This is a genomic window from Amycolatopsis sp. WAC 04197, from assembly GCF_003947475.1.
Lineage (GTDB): Bacteria > Actinomycetota > Actinomycetes > Mycobacteriales > Pseudonocardiaceae > Amycolatopsis > Amycolatopsis japonica.
Map to the genome: position 1 here is coordinate 38,608 of NZ_QHJK01000009.1, position 15,326 is coordinate 53,933.

Below are 15,326 nucleotides of genomic sequence, written 5' to 3' on the forward strand. Positions count from 1 at the left end.
GCCCCGGACACGCGTCCGGGGCGACAGAGGCGAATCAGACGGTTTCGCGCGTGGTCACCGCGTCCTTCTCCGCCGCCAAAGCGGTGCAGGTGCGCACCCACAGCTCCCAGCCGCGCAGCGCCTGGTTGCAGTTCCAGCCGGTCCAGCGTCCCGCCTGCGCGCCCTCGTTGCCGGCGCGGTTGCAGGCGGTTTTGCTGCTCCAGCCCTCACTCACCTTGCGATACGGCGTGCAGGAAGCCGCCGCGACGTCTCCCGACGCCCCGGCCGCGCACGGTTCCGCAGTGCTCGCCATCGCCGATCCCGCGGTCAGCATCGACCCGGCCACGGCCGCGGCAAGCACGAACCCACGGACCACGAAACGCTTGTTCATCGTGTTTCCTCACCGCGAGCAGGACCCCCTCCCCACAGTGGCCGATTCCGCGGCGAAGATCAACCGCCGGGTGGATCCACGCCGTGGTGGCCGGATTCAGCCGGTCCGATCCCAGGTCATGGGCGTGGTTGCGCATGCGTGCATCCGAGCGGTCCACTCGGTCGTACTCCACCCGGAAGGGGACGACCATGTCGGTCACCGATGAACTCCTGGCCAACAACGCCGGTTACGCCGCGCGCTTTTCCGGACCACTGCCCTTGCCGCCCGCCAAACACGTGGCCGTGCTCGCCTGTATGGACGCCCGTATCAACGTCTACGGCGTTCTCGGCCTTCAGGAAGGTGAAGCGCACGTCATCCGCAACGCGGGCGGCGTCGTCACCGAGGACGAGATCCGTTCCCTCGCGATCAGCCAGCGCCTGCTCGGCACCGAGGAGATCATCCTCATCCACCACACCGACTGCGGAATGCTCACCTTCACCGACGACGATTTCAAGAAATCCATTCAGGAGGAGGTCGGCGTCAAACCGGCGTGGGCCGCCGAGTCGTTCGGCGACGTCGACGCGGACGTCCGTCAGTCGATCGCGCGAATCAAGAACAGCCCGTTCATTCCCAAGAAGGATTCCATCCGCGGTTTCGTGTTCGACGTCGCGACGGGGAAGCTGAACGAAGTCGTCTGAAACAGAAGGGACCGCGCAGGGCGAAACCGTGCGCGGCCCCGGGGGTCATTCGCCGGTGACCTGCTCCACCTTGCGCTGCAGCTTGTTCATCCCGCCGAGCCAGCGGTCGGTCTGCGTGGCCCGCGCGGCGTAGTAGTCCGCGACCTCGGGATGCGGCAGCACCAGGAACCGGTCGGCGGCGATGGCCTCGAACAACGCGTCCGCGACCTGTTCCGGCTGGATCGCCGACGCGCCCATCAGCAGTTCGCCCGCGGGGCCGGTGTTCTCCAGCATCGCCGTCCGCACGCCCTGCGGGCAGATGGCCTGCACGGTGAGCCCGCGGTGCCGGTACGTCGCCGACAGCCATTCGGCGAAGGCCAGCGCGCCGTGTTTGGTCACCGAGTACGACGCCGAACCGAGGCTGGTCAGCAATCCCGCGGCCGACACCGTCGAGATGAAATGCCCGCGGCCGCGTTCGAGCCACGGCGGCAGGAGCAGCCGCGCGGCGCGCACGTGCGCCATGACGTTGACGTCCCAGATCCGCGCCCAGTCCTCCTCGGGCGCGTCCACGCCGCCCATCGGCGCGATCCCCGCATTGGCACAGAAGACGTCGATCTCGCCGAGGGTTTCGCGGGCCGCCTCGATCAGCGACGCGACACCCGCTTCGCTCGCGGCGTCACCGGCGACGGCGGTCCCGCCGATCTCCTTCGCGACCTCGGCCGCGGCATCACCGTTCAGGTCTCCGACGACCACGCGCGCGCCCTCGGCGGCGAAGCGGCGGGCGAGGACGGCACCGATCCCGCCGCCCCCGCCGGTGACGACGACACCGGATCCGGTGAAGGACGGGGTCACAGGCCACCAGCCAGCGTCACGCCGCCGTCGAGGACCATCGTCTGCCCGGTGATCCAGCCCGCCTCTTCCGAAAGCAGGAACGACACGGCGCTCGCGATGTCCGCCGGGACGCCGAGGCGCTTCATCGGGTACGGCGCCGAGACCTCTTCTTCGCGGCCTTCGTACAGCGCGGTCGCGAACTTGGTCTTGACCACGGCCGGCGCGACGGCGTTGACGCGGATCTTCGGGCCCAGTTCGAAACCGAGTTCCTTGGTGAGCCGGATCAGCGCGGCCTTGCTGACGCCGTACATCCCGATCCCGGGCGACGCGCCGAGCCCGGCGATGGACGCGACGTTCACCACCGCGCCGCCGTGCTCCCCCATCCACGCGTCCCGCGCCCGGCGGGTCCACGAAAGCGGGGCGAGCACGTTGACGGCGAAGATCTTCGCGGCGGCGCCGGGGTCGACGTCCAGCGTCGGCCCGAACACCGGGTTGATACCGGTGTTGTTGACCAGCATGTCGAGCCGTCCGAACGTCTCGATGGTCTTGGCGACGGCCTCGGCCTGGTGTTCGTCGTCGTCGGCCTTGCCGGGCACGGCGATGGCGACCGCCTCGCCGCCCAGTTCGGCGACCGCCTCGGCCAGCGGCTCCGGCTTGCGCGCGGTGATGCACACCTTCGCGCCGCGCTCGACGAGGTCCTTGGCGATCCCGAGGCCGATACCCCGGCTGGCCCCGGTGACGATCGCGACGCGATCCTTGAAGGAGTGGTTCACTCTGTCGATCTCCTCTTCATTAACTAAGCGAGCGCTCACTTACAATGGGAAGGTCCGGAGGCGCTGTCAAGCCCACTCTCCGGTTCGAGCGTCTGGGAGGATCTGCGGATGACCATGTCGCTGTCGGCCGAACTGTGGCCCGACGTCCAGCCGGAGACGGCACGGCGCCTGATGCTGGCCGGGGTCGAATCCTTCGCGCGGCGCGGCTATCACGCGACCACCACCAGGGACATCGCCTCGGCGGCGGGGATGAGCCCCGCGGCGCTGTACGTGCACTTCCCGTCCAAGGCCGCGCTGCTGTTCGCGATCTCGAAGTACGGCCACGAGCAGACACTCTCCCTCGTCGAGAGCGTCGTGGCACGGGAGACCGATCCGGTCGAGCGGATCCGGCTGCTGGTGGAGGACTTCGTGGCCTGGCACGCGCGGCGGCACACCGTGGCCCGCGTGGTGCAGTACGAACTGCAGGCGTTGCCCGACGAGGAGTTCGAGATCGTCGCGAAACTGCGCCGCCGCATCGAGCAGGTCGTGCGCGAGGTCATCACCGAAGGCGCCCAGGCGGGCGTGTTCACCGTCGGCGACCCGCACACCGCGGCCCGCGCCGTGCTCTCGCTCGGCGTCGACGTCTCCCGCTGGTACAGCGAACGGGCCCGCCAGACCCCCAAGAAGCTGGGCCAGGAGTACAGCGAGCTGGTGCTGCGCATGCTCGGCACGAAACTCTCCTGACCAGTACTGATCGACCTCTCGCGGCGATACCGCCACCAGAGTGACATACCAACTGGTCGGTATCTAGAATTACCCGTTGAGACGTTGACCACATACTAAGCGGTTGTTAACTTGCCCGGACTGCATCGCCGCAGCAGCGCCGAGCGAAGGGCATCCAGATGGCCGACACCGCACCGAACGCCCCCGGAACCGCCGCCGAACCGACGATCACCGTCTCCCAGCGCAGGAGGGCCGCGACCGCGGCGGCACTCGCCTCATCGGTCGAGTGGTACGACTACTTCGTCTTCGGGATCGCCGCCGCCCTGGTGTTCGGGAAGACCTTCTTCCCCACCACCAACGCGGCGGCCGGCGTCCTCGCCTCGTTCGCCACCTTCGCGGTCGGCTTCCTCGCCAGGCCCCTCGGCGGGATCATCGCGGGCAGCCTCGGCGACAAACGCGGCCGGAAACCCGTGCTGGTACTGGCGATCGCGCTGATGGGCGCGGCGACCACGCTGATCGGCCTGCTGCCGACCTACGACTCGATCGGGATCGCCGCGCCGCTCCTGCTGGTGCTGCTCCGGCTCGTGCAGGGGGTTGCCGTCGGTGCCCAGTGGGGTGGCGCGATGCTGCTCGCCACCGAGTACGCGCCGCCCGGCAAACGCGGTCTCTACGGCAGTCTCGTCCAGCTCGGCGTCCCGATCGGGGTGGTGCTGGCGAACACGGTGTTCCTGGTCGCCGCGCAGGTGGCGCCGCCGTCGGACTTCCTCGTGTGGGCGTGGCGGATCCCGTTCCTGGTCGGCGTCCTCGTGCTCGGACTGGCCTGGTACATGCACGTCAAGATCGACGAGACGCCCGAATACCGCCGCGCGGAAGCGAAACTCGCCGCCGAGGAACGCGGCCGGGCCAAGTCGCCGCTGCGTGACGTCCTGCGTCACCACAAGGGCACGGTGCTGCTGGCCGGCGGTTCGTTCATGGTCAACACCGCCACCTTCTACATCCTGCTGAACGGCGTCCTCGACTACGCCACCCGTCATCTGGGCATGTCGCGGACCACCGTGCTCGTGGCGACCCTGCTGATCAGCACGTTGCAGCTGGCGATCATCCCGCTGTCGGCGAAACTGTCCGACCGGATCGGCAGGCTCAAGATCTACACCTTCGGCGCGGCGGGGGTCGCGCTCTGGGCGATCCCGATGTTCCTGCTGATCGACACGGCGTCCTTGCCGCTGTTCGTGATCGCCTCGTTCGTCGGGTCGCTGTTCCTCGGCATCATGTACGGCCCGCAGGCGGCGCTGTTCGCCGAACTGTTCACCGCCGAGATGCGCTACACGGGCGCCTCGCTCGGCTATCAGATCAGCGCGGTCGTCGGCGGCGGGCTCGCGCCGTTCATCATGGTGCTGTTGCTGGAATCCACCGGGACGTCGATGTCGGTTTCGCTCTACATCATCGTGCTGGCCCTGATCTCGCTCGGTTCGATCGGCCTGCTCGCCAAACGCGCACGGTCCACTTCGGACTCACACGACCGCGCGCGCGAAGCGGTCGGCGACCAGCCGTAGCCGCTCCTTGACCTCGTCCGGCGCCTCCTCGACGACGAAGTCCACGTCCCAGTGGGCGAGGTAGTAGGGCATCACGGAGAGGTCGTTGGAACCGACCCTGACCCGGCAGGTGTGCTCGTCGATGGCCTCGATCGTCCCGGCGGTCGGTGACACGTACTCGGCGAGCGCCTCCGCCGAGGCGCTGACCCGCAGCACCATCTGGTGCGGATACGGCGACGACGTGATCCCGCGGGAGACATAGGCCGCGAGGTCCTCGGCGGGCGGTTCCCTCGGCGTGAACCGGAAGCTGGTCGCCGGGACGCCGTCGATCCGGTCGACGCGGAAGGTCCGCCAGTCGTCCCGATCGAGATCGAAGGCGACCAGGTACCACCGGCGCCCGGTGTGCACCAGGCGCAACGGCTCGATGTAGCGCTCGGTGACGTCGCCGCTGTGGCTGCGATAGCCGAACCGGAGCCGCTGATGGTCGCGGCACGCGGACGCGATGACCGTCAGCGCCGCCGCGTCGATGACCGGGACGACGCCGCCGAGCGGGATCATCGCGGCGTTCAGCGCGGTCACCCGGTGCCGGAGCCGGGCGGGCAGCACCTGCTCCAGTTTCGTGAGCGCGCGTACCGAGGTCTCCTCGATCCCCGACACCGTCCCGTTCGCCGCCGTGCGTAGCCCGACGGCGACCGCGACCGCTTCGTCGTCGTCCAGCAGCAGGGGCGGCAGCGCGGCCCCCGCGCCGAGCCGGTAGCCGCCCGCGACGCCGGGCGTGGCGTGCACCGGGTAACCCAGCTCCCGCAGCCGCTCGACGTCGCGCCGGACCGTGCGGACGTCCACCTGCAGCCGGTCTGCCAGATCGGCGCCCGGCCAGTCGCGCCGCGCCTGCAGCAGGGAGAGGAGCCTCAGCAGCCGGGCCGACGTGCCCGTGGTCATCGGTTCGCTCGCTTCATGGGAGGCAGTCTGGCAGAAATTCAGGACAGGTCCGGTCCGCATTGGCTTCCGAGTCGAGTCGGCGCCTTCACGTGACCCAGTGGACGACACGTGTGATCAGACGGACGACACTCGTGATCAGGCGGACGACACGCTCGCGGCCGGGACGCCATCGCGTGTCGTCCGTCCAGTCACGCGAAACCGCCCGGCCTGACGCCACTTACGAGCCGTAAGGTGGCCAGGTGATCGATCCCGCGCAGCTGCTGTCCGTCGCCCGCGAAGAGGCCGAACTCGGCAAGGCCGAGGGCGGGGTCCCGATCGGCGCCGCCCTCTTCGACACCACCGGCGCCCTGCTCGGCCGCGGCCACAACCGCCGGGTCCAGGACGGCGACCCGTCGATGCACGCCGAGACCTCCGCGTTCCGGAACGCGGGCAGGCGGCCGCACTACCGGGACACGATCATGGTCACCACCCTCTCCCCCTGCTGGTACTGCAGCGGGCTGGTGCGCCAGTTCGGCATCGGGCGGGTGATCATCGGCGAGGCCACCACGTTCGAGGGCGGGCACGGCTGGCTCGAGGAGAACGGCGTCGAGATCACCCTGCTCGACGATCCGGCCTGCACCGCGTTGATGACCGAGTTCATCCGGGATCACCCGGAGTTGTGGTTCGAGGACATCGGCGTCCCCACCGCGGACTAGTTCTCGGCGTCGAAGACGACGGTCCGGTTGCGCCCGGCCCCCTTCGCCGCGCGCATCGCCTGATCCGCCGCGCCGACGAGCCGGTCGAGCGTCTCGCCGCCGGCGGGATGCGACGACACTCCGATCGAGACCGTCACCCCGGCGAACGTCCCATCCAGTGAGACGAACGTCGAGGAGATCCGCAGCCGGATGCGTTCGGCGATCGCGTGCGCGTCGAACCGGCTGGTACCGGGCAGCAGGACGACGAATTCCTCGCCACCGAACCGGCCGACCAGGTCCGCCGCGCGGACCTCGGCCCGCAAAGTGTCCGCCACGGCACGGAGGACGTCGTCCCCGACGTGCCTGCCGTGCCGGTCGTTGAGCCGGGCGAAATGGTCGAGGTCGAGCATCAGCAGCGAAAGATCCGCGCCACGGCCCCGAAGCAGATCGAACTGGGTGCGCGCACCGTCCAACCAGGACGACGCGGTGAGCAGCCCGGTGCCGGAGTCCGTACCCGCGTGGCCGCGCAGGGCGCGCATCGTCCCGGCCCGGTGGAGTACCACGAGCGCCCCGGCGAGTACCACGGTGACATACGGCCATTCCGCCGCCGACCACGCGAGCAGCAAGCCAAACGCGACCATCGCCGCGTCGAAGGCGAACCCCGACGGTTCCGCCCCGAATTCGGCCGCCGGCGCGGCCAAAGCGGCGTCGACGGACAGGAAGATCAGCCCGGTCGCGAAAACCAGGGCGAAACTCTCGAAATCCCTTGCCGCGTCGGCGAACGGCGGCGCGCCGAGCAGGACCGGGATGATCGAGGCACCGAGCGCAGAAAGCATGGTGGCGGCGGCCGCGAACGTCTGACGGTGCGGAATCCCGCGCCGGATCCGGAACCAGCGGTAGCCCGCCGAAGCGGCGACGAGTACCGCGGCCAACGCGGGCGGCAGCAGCAAAGCGCCCGCGAAGATCCAGGCCGCGTCCAGTCCGGCGCCGAGCCGGGTGTCGGCACGGGACCGCTCAACCGGTCGCGAAAGCTCCGAACTGAGGATCATTCCGGCCAGCAGAGCCGAAAACGGAAGCAGGGACGACGGCGCGGGCGGCCGCAACACGAAGAGGTAGGCGGTGGCGGCGAAAGCGGCGAAGTCGACCAGGAGCAGGTACCCGATCAGGCCCCGCCTGGGTAGTTCCCACAGGCTCCAGGACCCCAGTATCCGCCGCGGCGCGGCGAGCCGGTCTCTCCGGCCGCGGCTTCCGGTCGCCATCAGGGAGTCCCCCACCATTTCGGCAAACTAGCCGGTAATCGCGGTGGTGTCGATCCGCTTTCCGGGTCATCACCCCCCTACTAAGGTCGGTCGTTTCCGCCGGGATTCCCGGTGAATTCTTGACAGTCCTCAATGGTCTAGTCCACCGTGAGTGAGCGCACCCTCCCGGTTGATACGCCGCGTCAAGACGGAGGTGCTCCACACCTGCGCGCCTCGCCGCGCGCGTACCAGTTGGAGGACCTATGAAATCGCTACGACGCTGGGCGACACTGGCCACCGCCGCGGGCGCCGCTCTCGCCACGACCGTCGGCCTCGCCCCCGTCGCCTCGGCGGCCCCGGATCCGGTGCTCGCCTCGCCTTATCTGTACCAGTGGTCGGGACAGACGGACCCGATCGCCGCGATGAACGCCACCGGGATCAAGGCCTTCACCCTCGCGTTCGTCCTCTCCGACGGCGGCTGCAACCCGAAATGGGACGGCAGCCGTTCCCTCACCGGCTCCGACGCCACGCTGATCAACAACATCCGGGCCAAGGGCGGCGACGTCATCCCGTCGTTCGGTGGCTGGTCCGGGACGAAGCTCGGCCCGAAATGCGGCACCGCCTCGGCTCTCGCCGGCGCGTATCAGAAGGTCATCGACGCCTACAAGCTCAAGGCGATCGACCTCGACATCGAGAACACCGACGAGTTCGAGAACTACACCGTCCAGGACCGGATCCTGAACGCGGTCAAGATCACGAAGCAGAAGAATCCCGGCCTGCGCGTGGTCATCACCATCCCGACCGAGGTGGGCGGCCCCAACTCGCACGGCAAGCGGCTGATCACCCAGTCGAAGGCGCTCGGCGCGGGGGTCGACGCGTGGTCGGTCATGCCGTTCGACTTCTCCAGCGGCGGTGACATGGCGGGCAAGACCCGCAGTGCCGTGGACGGGCTGAAGAACGTCGTGAAGTCCACCTTCGGCCTGAGCGACGACGCGGCCTACCGGCGCAGCGGGCTTTCGTCGATGAACGGGAAGACCGACGTGGCGGGCGAAACCGTCAGCGTCGCCGACTTCCGCGCGATCCGCGACTACGCGGCGAGCAAACATCTCGCCCGGCTGTCGTTCTGGGCGGTGAACCGCGACTGCAACAACTGCGCGGGAATCTCGCAGGGCAAGTACGACTACACCAAGATCGTCGCGGGTTACACCGGCTGACTTCCGTTCCCCACCGGTGTCAGTCCGTGAAGGCCTCCTTCCCTACTCTCAAGGTAGGGAAGGATGCCTTCACGCTTTCAGGCCGAGGACCTCAGCGACCGCAGTCCGCGTTCGTGTTCAGCGGCCGTCCCCGTGACCACACCAGATCGACCGGATGCACCGAACCGTCCGGATCGATCGACAGGATCGGCAGTGCCTTGTCGAGCTGGTTCCCCGTCGCCTGATCGAACGCGACGAACCCGGTCGCGCCGGGCACCGGGGAGTTGCAGTCGATACTGCGCAACACGTCCGGCACCGAAACCGGATCCGACGACACGTTCTGCACCGCGGCTTCGACGGCCGCCGCGACCGCGTCGTGCTCGATCATCGCGGCACCGTCCCACAGTTCCGCCTTGGGGAAACCGTGGGTACCGGTGAATTCGGCGACGAAGTTGTCGTAATTCTTCTTGTACGTCGGATGCGCCGGATCGGCGGTGAACATATCCCACTGGTCGGGATACGCGAGCGCCGTGTAGCGGAGCCGGACGCTGATGTCCTTGTTCAGCTGCAAGGGTTTCCCGGCGAGCGTGCTCGCGTCGTCGCCGGTCATCACGGTCACCGTGTCGAGCCCTTCGCAGGCGCCGTCACCCGCCAGCGACGCCACGAGGGCACCGAGGTCCAGTCCACGGCCCGCGAAGTAGATCAGGTCGGGTCTCGCACCGCAGATGTCGTTGTGCCACCTGCTGAACAGCCCCCGCAGATACGCCTCGCGCGAGGTGTCGGTGAGCGGTTTGACGTCGTAGGTCTTCGTGAAGATCACCGGGACCTTCGAGGAACTCTGGAAGGCTTCGGCGAGCGTGGTCGCGTAGGTGTCCTCCTTGCTGACGCCCTGGATCATCATCACGCGCTTGAAACCGTGCGCGGCGATGTATCCGGCGGCGGCGCGGGCTTCGTCGGTGTTGGTCGGGCCCACGCGGAAGAAGTTGTCGATCCGCACGCCCTTCGGGTCGGTGTTCATGTTGTCCGCGGTGACGGTCGCGCCGATCGTGGCGATCCCGTGCCGGGACAGTTCGGCCACCAGCGCCCGGCTGCTCTCCGTGCTGATGCCGATGTCGGTGACCGCCACGATGCGCTGGGCGGCGGCCGCGGCGACGATCTCCTCGGCGACGACCTGCCAGTGCTCGGCGTTGCTCCCGTAGTTGGCCAGCAGGAGTTTGATCCCCGGCGGCCCGTTCTTCGGCCACGCGGCGGTGATCGCGCCCTGGATCTCCCGCCGGACGAACGGGAACGGCTGGCTGTCGACCTTCGGATCGGGCGCGAGGTTCTCCAGCACCACGATGGTCTTGAAGTTCTCGCCCGCCATCTCGTTGCGGCCCTTGATGAGTTTCTCCAACGGGTCGAGCGGATCGTCCTCCCGCATCGGACCCGAGTCGAGGTTCAGCCCGACGCAGACGTACGACGTGCCGATCGACTCCTCGTCCGCGTCCACCGCGCGCAGGCCGGGACCGCAGGACTCCCACGGACTGATCGACACCAGCGCGGCACCCAGCAGCACGACGGCGATCGCGATCAGCAGCACCCGATGGCGGTGCGCCCAGCCGCGCGGCCGCACCGGTGGTCCCGTCGCCGCGCGTTCACGGGCCGCGGACATACGTGTTCTCAACGAATCGAGCCAGGACATGACGGAGTTCCGTTCCGGGTCAGGGGAATTCGCCGCGACGGGCGGCTTCCTTGGCCGACACGAGCGCGCCGACGTCGGGCTGGTGCGAAGTGGTGGCCAGCGCGGCGAAGGCGTTCGCGATCACCTGGTGCTGGGCCTGCCCGCGGACCGCGAACGGGTTGGCGGTCAGCCAGCCCGCCGCGATGAGCCGGGCGACGTTGTTCCGGATCTCGGACCGGCCGGCCGGGCATCGCGCGTTGTCGAGGTTGACGAGTTCTTCGTACAGTTCCGCGTGATCCCGCTCGGGCGGCAGATCGTCCGGCGCGTTCAGCACCAGTTCGAGCTTCGCGATCCACTCCGCGTGCGGGATCCGGTTGAACTCGCGCTCGAAGAACGTGACCACTTCCCCGATGTCGCCCAGCGCGAGATTGCAGTAGGCCAGGCGCACCGGATCCTGTGCGGTGTCCGGATCGTCGCGCAGTGCCTTGAACTGGTCGGTGTAGGTCGGTCCGTCCCCGTCGCCGCGGCGGGCCAGGGCGGACACCAGGTTCGCCGCGATCCACGGGTGCAGGGCGGCCTGGTCGGTCGTCGAACCGGGCGAGTTCTTCGCCGTCACCCACAACGACGTGCGCAGTTCGGTCAGGATCCGCCCGACGTGCGGCTGGTCGATCCGGCTCTGCGCCGCGTCCGGGATCAGCCAGGGTGCGGTCGCGAACGGGGCCGCGGTCACGAAGTCGTCGATGTGGACGTCGTCGAGGTGCTCGGTCAAGGCGAGCTCGGTCAGCCTGCGGTAGCAGGGATCCTGCTCGCCACGCGGATCGGTGGTGAGCAGGTCCCGGTCGCCCTCGCGCGCGTCGCTCGCCCGCAACCGCCCGGCGAGCTGCTCGACCGCCGACGGCAGGCCGCCGGTCGCCCGGTGCGCGAGCGTGACCTTCGGCGTCCGCGCGCCGGAATCGAGGATCCGCGCGATCCGACCGATGGACTGCGGCGAGATCCGGACCGGGTAGTAGGCCGAGTCGAGCGCGCCGTTGGCCGGATTCGCCCAGTCGTCGTAGGAAGCCTCCTCGCAGTCCACCATCGGCCGGACGGCGGGCGGGGCGCCGGACGCGGGTTTCCACGGCGCGAGCCAGGCGGTGCCCCAGTCGTCGTGCCATCGCCCGCTGGTGGCGATCACCAGCAGCGCGTCGTGGGCCTCGCGGTCGTTCGGATGCTGGACGGCGTGCCGTTCCCTGGCCGCGATCAGATCGGCGAGGAACTCGGTCCCGCCGGGGTGGTCGACGTCGTCGAGTACCACCACCCAGTTGTGCCAGTGCCTGCGCTGCAACGAGATGTCGCAGGTACAGGGGCTCTTCTCCTCCGGCTTGGCCATCCGGGGATGGTTCTCCCGGACGTCGCCGAGGAACGCCGCCATCAGCCATTCGGTGACCGCCTTGGCGTCACGGGCGCTGCCGTGCGCGAGCCGGTTGAGTTCGAGCAGCGCGTCGAACGGGGATCTCCCCTCGGCGTGGGGGAAGTCCGCCAGCGACCGCAGCGCCTTCCCGAGCCGGGGCCGGATGTTCCGGACCAGATGCGGGAACGTCTGGCGGAACAGATCCGCGTACGGGGGCTCGACGAGACCGGTCGCCTTCGCCGTCTCGGTCAGCGTGTCGAGCGTGCTTTCCATCGCCGGTGTCCAGATGATCCGGTCGAGACTGCCGAGCAGCGACTTCAGTTGCGCCAGGTCGTCGTCGCGATTTCGGCCGGAAAGCTCCGCCTGGACTGCGATCAGCGCGATCGTGAAACGAATGAACTGCGGTTTCGGTCGATTCCGCCATTTCCTCGAAAACGAATAGGCCAGTTTCGTGAGCACGTCGATCGTGCCCGCCCTGCCGCCTTGCCCGAAATCGAATCCGGCGTGGACGACACCCCAGCCCAGGTCGCGGCGGATCGCTTCCAGTGCCGTGGTCTTCCCCGAACCGACCGGCCCGAGCAGCAGCGTCACCGGCTGCGGGCGCGACGGATTCCCCGTCTCGCGGTTGATCAGCATTCTCCGGGCGAACTGCACCGCGGGAGAATGTCGGTCCACACTCATTTTCCTGTTCAGCCCCTAGCCGTGCTCCGGGAGGAATGGAGAGTGCGAACCATCGTAGGTATCCGGCCGAAGGCGGGGCACAGGAAAAATGACACCAGACACGAATGGACGAAATCGGGGATGAATCGTGATTCTCGATCGACGGTGAGCGACGACGCCGATCACCCGATCGGCGCTACCGGCCCCATTGCGGCCAGCGACCGCCGCCGTAGTACCAGTCGTAGTACTGGTCGAAATCGTGGTGGCCGGCGCGCGGATCCGGCCGCTCTTCGGGTTCCGGCGTGGGTGTCGGGGACGGGGTCTCCGAACCGTGCATTGACGCGGTCATCGGCGGCGGGGGTGCGACACTGCCGCCCGAGGGTCCCGACGGGACGGGCGAGGAGACCGGGACGTCGATCGCCTGCGGCGCGATGGTCAGCGACGGCGGCAGGAGCGGGGTACCGGGGACGGCGCCGCCCGGGTCGGCAGGAATGAGCACGACGGCCAGCAGCCCGCCGACGAGCACGCCACCCGCCGAAAGCGCCGAGATCCGCCGGATCCTGCCGGTGCCCGGAGCGGCTTCCGGAGCCCGGTGCTTCGGCCCGCGCGGTCCCCGGCGACGGGGCGCCGCGCCGGCTTCCCGCATCAACGTGCTCAATGTCTGTTGATGAACCCGCTGGCGAGTTCGACACAGCGGGTTCAGAGCGTCCTCACCGGTATCGCGGCGAGCCGTGCGTGCCATCGGCACCTCCCAACCCGGTCCGTCGCCCGGCGACGGCCTCATCCCGGGGTGGATCCTAGGAACGCGGGAGGTGCTTGTAAACGGTCGTCGTCCACTGCGGACAGACGATGCGGTGAAAGGTCAGGCGGCTGCGGTGACCGCGATCGCGGCTTCGCCGGCCTCGGTCAGCTCGGCGGGCACCCGGCCGGTGACCGCGGAGGGGCCGGAGGTCTCGGCGGGGCGGATGTACCCGCCGTGGGCCAGCGCGTGCGCGGTCATCTGATCGCAGCAGGCGAACCCGTCGATGAAGAGATCCGGCTCGCAGCTGCACGACATCTGGGCACGGCGCGCCGCGACCGCTCGCAGCATCGCCATCGCGCGATGGGACAGTTCGACCTCTGAACCGGACACCGGACTGGACCTCTCTCGATCAGCCACCTGAATCAGCAGCACTTACACCGTGTTATCGGCCGCTGCTCCATCAGTGTTAACAAGATCTCAGACGTCGGTGGTGACTTTTCGGTTCCGTCAGATCTTCGCCGACGCCAACGTCGGTTCCAGGACCCGCGCCCACTGCGCGACGATCTGCTTGCGCCGCTTCGTGTCGTCGGTCAGCAGGTTCGCCAGGCCCAGGCCGCGGGCAAGATCGAGAGTGGCCTGGACCAGCTCGCGAACGCCCTGGTGGGACTCGTCGACGCCGAGCAGCTCGACGGTCACCCGGTGTGCTTCCCGGCCGACTCTGGCCTCCAGCGGCACCAGCGTCGCCCGCAGCGAGTCGTCGGTCGATGCCGCGACCCACAGGTGGAGCGCGGCACGGAACAGCGGCCCGCTGTAGAGGTTGAGCACCATGTCGACGGCCCGCTCGATCCGCGACCGGCCCGACGGCAGTTCCGCCGCGCGGGCCCGCAGTTCCACGATCTGGATCTCGCCGACGTGCTCGACCGCGGCCGCGACCAGATCCTCCCTGGTCGGGAAGTGGTGCTGGGCGGCGCCGCGCGAGACCCCGGCGCGTTCGGCGATGACCGCGACGGTGGTCCCGTGCCAGCCCAGCTCCCCGATCGTCTCGACGGCGGCCTCGACCAGCCGCCGCCGGGTGGTGCGGCTGCGCTCCTGCTGTGGTTCGCGGATCATGGCCCTGATTCTGGGGTACGCGCTTCGACCCAGAAATCGAGCTGCAGGTCTTCCTCGGTCCCGCCGACGCGGTACTTCGCGAAGTCGGTGACGCCCTCGGCGGACAGCACCTCGTCGTCGAGGTAGAAATTCCCCGTCGCCTCGGTGCTCGGTTTGGTGAGGATCGCGTGCGCGGCGTCGGCCATGATCTCCGGCGTCCGCGATTTGGCCGCCAGTTCCGCGCCGACGACGTTGCGGATCGCCGCGGTGTCGATCGTCGTACGCGGCCACAGCGAGTTCGCCGCGATGCCGTACTGCCGCAGCTCCGCGGCGAGCCCGACGGTCACCAGGCTCATCGAGTACTTCGCGATGCTGTACGCGAGATGCCCAGCCTGGAACCACTTCTCGTCCAGGCTGATCGGCGGCGACAGCGTGAGGATGTGCGCGTTCTCCGCGAGCTTCAGATACGGGATGGCGAGCTTCGACAGCAGGAACGACCCGCGCGCGTTGATGTCCTGCATCAGGTCGTAGCGTTTCATGCTGACCGATTCGGTCGGGGTCAGGTCGATCGCGCTCGCGTTGTTGACCACGATGTCGATCCCGCCGAACTGCTCCGCGGTCCGCGCGATCGCGGCTTCCACCGACGTGTCGTCGCGGACGTCGCCGACGATCGGCAGCGCCTGCCCGCCGGCGTCCTCGATCGCCTTGGCCGCGGTGTAGAGCGTGCCCGGCAGCTTCGGATGCGGCTCGGCGGTCTTGGCCAGCAGGGCGATGTTCGCCCCGTCGCGGGCGGCGCGGACCGCGATGGCCTCGCCGATCCCGCGGCTGCCGCCGGAGATGATGATCGTCTTGCCGTGGAGCGTGCTCATGGACGCCT

General features: G+C 68.9%; 16 protein-coding genes. 5 read left to right on the plus strand and 11 right to left on the minus strand.

The window, feature by feature from the left end; translation table 11 throughout:
* Positions 1-34 precede the first annotated feature (34 nt).
* Complete coding sequence (locus tag DMC64_RS30220) at positions 35-370, minus strand: hypothetical protein (RefSeq protein WP_073847049.1); 336 nt, start codon at positions 368-370, stop codon at positions 35-37.
* Positions 371-558: 188 nt separating this feature from the next.
* On the opposite strand from DMC64_RS30220, the gene DMC64_RS30225 reads away from it, so the two are divergent.
* Entirely contained in the window at positions 559-1,047 is a 489-nt protein-coding gene (locus tag DMC64_RS30225) for a carbonic anhydrase (protein ID WP_125736314.1), read from the plus strand.
* A gap of 45 nt (positions 1,048-1,092) precedes the next feature.
* On the opposite strand, the gene DMC64_RS30230 is transcribed toward DMC64_RS30225, so the two are convergent.
* Together DMC64_RS30230 and DMC64_RS30235 are read right to left on the minus strand one after the other, a co-directional pair.
* Positions 1,093-1,878, minus strand: a complete 786-nt coding sequence (locus tag DMC64_RS30230; protein ID WP_125736315.1) for an SDR family oxidoreductase — start codon at positions 1,876-1,878, stop codon at positions 1,093-1,095.
* Positions 1,875-2,630, minus strand: coding sequence for an SDR family oxidoreductase (locus DMC64_RS30235; RefSeq protein WP_037344122.1), 756 nt, complete (start codon positions 2,628-2,630; stop codon positions 1,875-1,877). Before DMC64_RS30235 ends, DMC64_RS30230 begins: the two co-directional genes overlap by 4 nt.
* A 108-nt stretch (positions 2,631-2,738) precedes the next feature.
* Between DMC64_RS30235 and DMC64_RS30240 the strand changes: the two genes are divergently transcribed.
* Both DMC64_RS30240 and DMC64_RS30245 read left to right on the plus strand, forming a co-directional pair.
* On the plus strand, positions 2,739-3,353 hold the full coding sequence (locus DMC64_RS30240; protein ID WP_016333230.1) for a TetR/AcrR family transcriptional regulator: 615 nt from the start codon (positions 2,739-2,741) through the stop codon (positions 3,351-3,353).
* A gap of 158 nt (positions 3,354-3,511) precedes the next feature.
* Positions 3,512-4,885, plus strand: a complete 1,374-nt coding sequence (locus DMC64_RS30245) for an MFS transporter (RefSeq protein WP_125736316.1) — start codon at positions 3,512-3,514, stop codon at positions 4,883-4,885.
* Here the strand turns inward: DMC64_RS30245 and DMC64_RS30250 are convergent.
* Entirely contained in the window at positions 4,844-5,803 is a 960-nt protein-coding gene (locus DMC64_RS30250; protein ID WP_125736317.1) for a YafY family protein, read from the minus strand. The genes DMC64_RS30245 and DMC64_RS30250 overlap by 42 nt on opposite strands.
* Before the next feature lie 239 nt (positions 5,804-6,042).
* Between DMC64_RS30250 and DMC64_RS30255 the strand changes: the two genes are divergently transcribed.
* Positions 6,043-6,498 (plus strand): nucleoside deaminase, encoded by a 456-nt coding sequence (locus DMC64_RS30255; protein WP_125736318.1) that lies wholly within the window; start codon positions 6,043-6,045, stop codon positions 6,496-6,498.
* Here DMC64_RS30255 and DMC64_RS30260 read toward each other — a convergent pair.
* A complete protein-coding gene (locus DMC64_RS30260; RefSeq protein ID WP_233629875.1) occupies positions 6,495-7,754 on the minus strand; it encodes a GGDEF domain-containing protein in 1,260 nt (419 codons plus the stop codon). The genes DMC64_RS30255 and DMC64_RS30260 overlap by 4 nt on opposite strands.
* Positions 7,755-7,978: 224 nt before the next feature.
* Here DMC64_RS30260 and DMC64_RS30265 point away from each other — a divergent pair, with 224 nt between their 5' ends.
* The gene (locus tag DMC64_RS30265; protein WP_125736319.1) at positions 7,979-8,929 is read left to right on the plus strand and encodes a chitinase; all 951 of its coding nucleotides are present in this window, start codon (positions 7,979-7,981) and stop codon (positions 8,927-8,929) included.
* Positions 8,930-9,020: 91 nt separating this feature from the next.
* Here the strand turns inward: DMC64_RS30265 and DMC64_RS30270 are convergent, their stop codons facing one another.
* The 6 genes from DMC64_RS30270 to DMC64_RS30295 all read right to left on the minus strand — a co-directional run bounded on the left by DMC64_RS30270 (position 9,021) and on the right by DMC64_RS30295 (position 15,318).
* Positions 9,021-10,589 carry an ABC transporter substrate-binding protein gene (locus tag DMC64_RS30270; protein WP_233629876.1) on the minus strand — a complete coding sequence of 523 codons (1,569 nt, stop codon included), beginning with the start codon at positions 10,587-10,589 and terminating at the stop codon, positions 9,021-9,023.
* Positions 10,590-10,608: 19 nt separating this feature from the next.
* Positions 10,609-12,633 carry a hypothetical protein gene (locus DMC64_RS30275; RefSeq protein ID WP_125736320.1) on the minus strand — a complete coding sequence of 675 codons (2,025 nt, stop codon included), beginning with the start codon at positions 12,631-12,633 and terminating at the stop codon, positions 10,609-10,611.
* Positions 12,634-12,814: 181 nt separating this feature from the next.
* On the minus strand, positions 12,815-13,276 hold the full coding sequence (locus DMC64_RS30280; RefSeq protein WP_233629877.1) for a hypothetical protein: 462 nt from the start codon (positions 13,274-13,276) through the stop codon (positions 12,815-12,817).
* A gap of 204 nt (positions 13,277-13,480) precedes the next feature.
* Positions 13,481-13,750, minus strand: a complete 270-nt coding sequence (locus DMC64_RS30285; protein WP_037344114.1) for a hypothetical protein — start codon at positions 13,748-13,750, stop codon at positions 13,481-13,483.
* A 117-nt stretch (positions 13,751-13,867) separates the two neighbouring features.
* The gene (locus DMC64_RS30290) at positions 13,868-14,470 is read right to left on the minus strand and encodes a TetR/AcrR family transcriptional regulator (protein WP_037344111.1); all 603 of its coding nucleotides are present in this window, start codon (positions 14,468-14,470) and stop codon (positions 13,868-13,870) included.
* The gene (locus tag DMC64_RS30295) at positions 14,467-15,318 is read right to left on the minus strand and encodes an NAD(P)-dependent oxidoreductase (RefSeq protein ID WP_125736321.1); all 852 of its coding nucleotides are present in this window, start codon (positions 15,316-15,318) and stop codon (positions 14,467-14,469) included. Before DMC64_RS30295 ends, DMC64_RS30290 begins: the two co-directional genes overlap by 4 nt.
* Between the last annotated feature and the right edge of the window lie 8 nt (positions 15,319-15,326).

Bases quoted from the DNA above. Each gene is read 5' to 3' on its own strand.
- DMC64_RS30270 (WP_233629876.1), bottom strand. From the start codon at position 10,589: ATGTCCTGGCTCGATTCGTTGAGAACACGTATGTCCGCGGCCCGTGAA.
- DMC64_RS30260 (WP_233629875.1), bottom strand. From the start codon at position 7,754: ATGGTGGGGGACTCCCTGATGGCGACCGGAAGCCGCGGCCGGAGAGAC.
- DMC64_RS30250 (WP_125736317.1), bottom strand. From the start codon at position 5,803: ATGACCACGGGCACGTCGGCCCGGCTGCTGAGGCTCCTCTCCCTGCTG.
- DMC64_RS30245 (WP_125736316.1), top strand. From the start codon at position 3,512: ATGGCCGACACCGCACCGAACGCCCCCGGAACCGCCGCCGAACCGACG.
- DMC64_RS30290 (WP_037344111.1), bottom strand. From the start codon at position 14,470: ATGATCCGCGAACCACAGCAGGAGCGCAGCCGCACCACCCGGCGGCGG.
- DMC64_RS30240 (WP_016333230.1), top strand. From the start codon at position 2,739: ATGACCATGTCGCTGTCGGCCGAACTGTGGCCCGACGTCCAGCCGGAG.
- DMC64_RS30295 (WP_125736321.1), bottom strand. From the start codon at position 15,318: ATGAGCACGCTCCACGGCAAGACGATCATCATCTCCGGCGGCAGCCGC.
- DMC64_RS30225 (WP_125736314.1), top strand. From the start codon at position 559: ATGTCGGTCACCGATGAACTCCTGGCCAACAACGCCGGTTACGCCGCG.
- DMC64_RS30220 (WP_073847049.1), bottom strand. From the start codon at position 370: ATGAACAAGCGTTTCGTGGTCCGTGGGTTCGTGCTTGCCGCGGCCGTG.
- DMC64_RS30265 (WP_125736319.1), top strand. From the start codon at position 7,979: ATGAAATCGCTACGACGCTGGGCGACACTGGCCACCGCCGCGGGCGCC.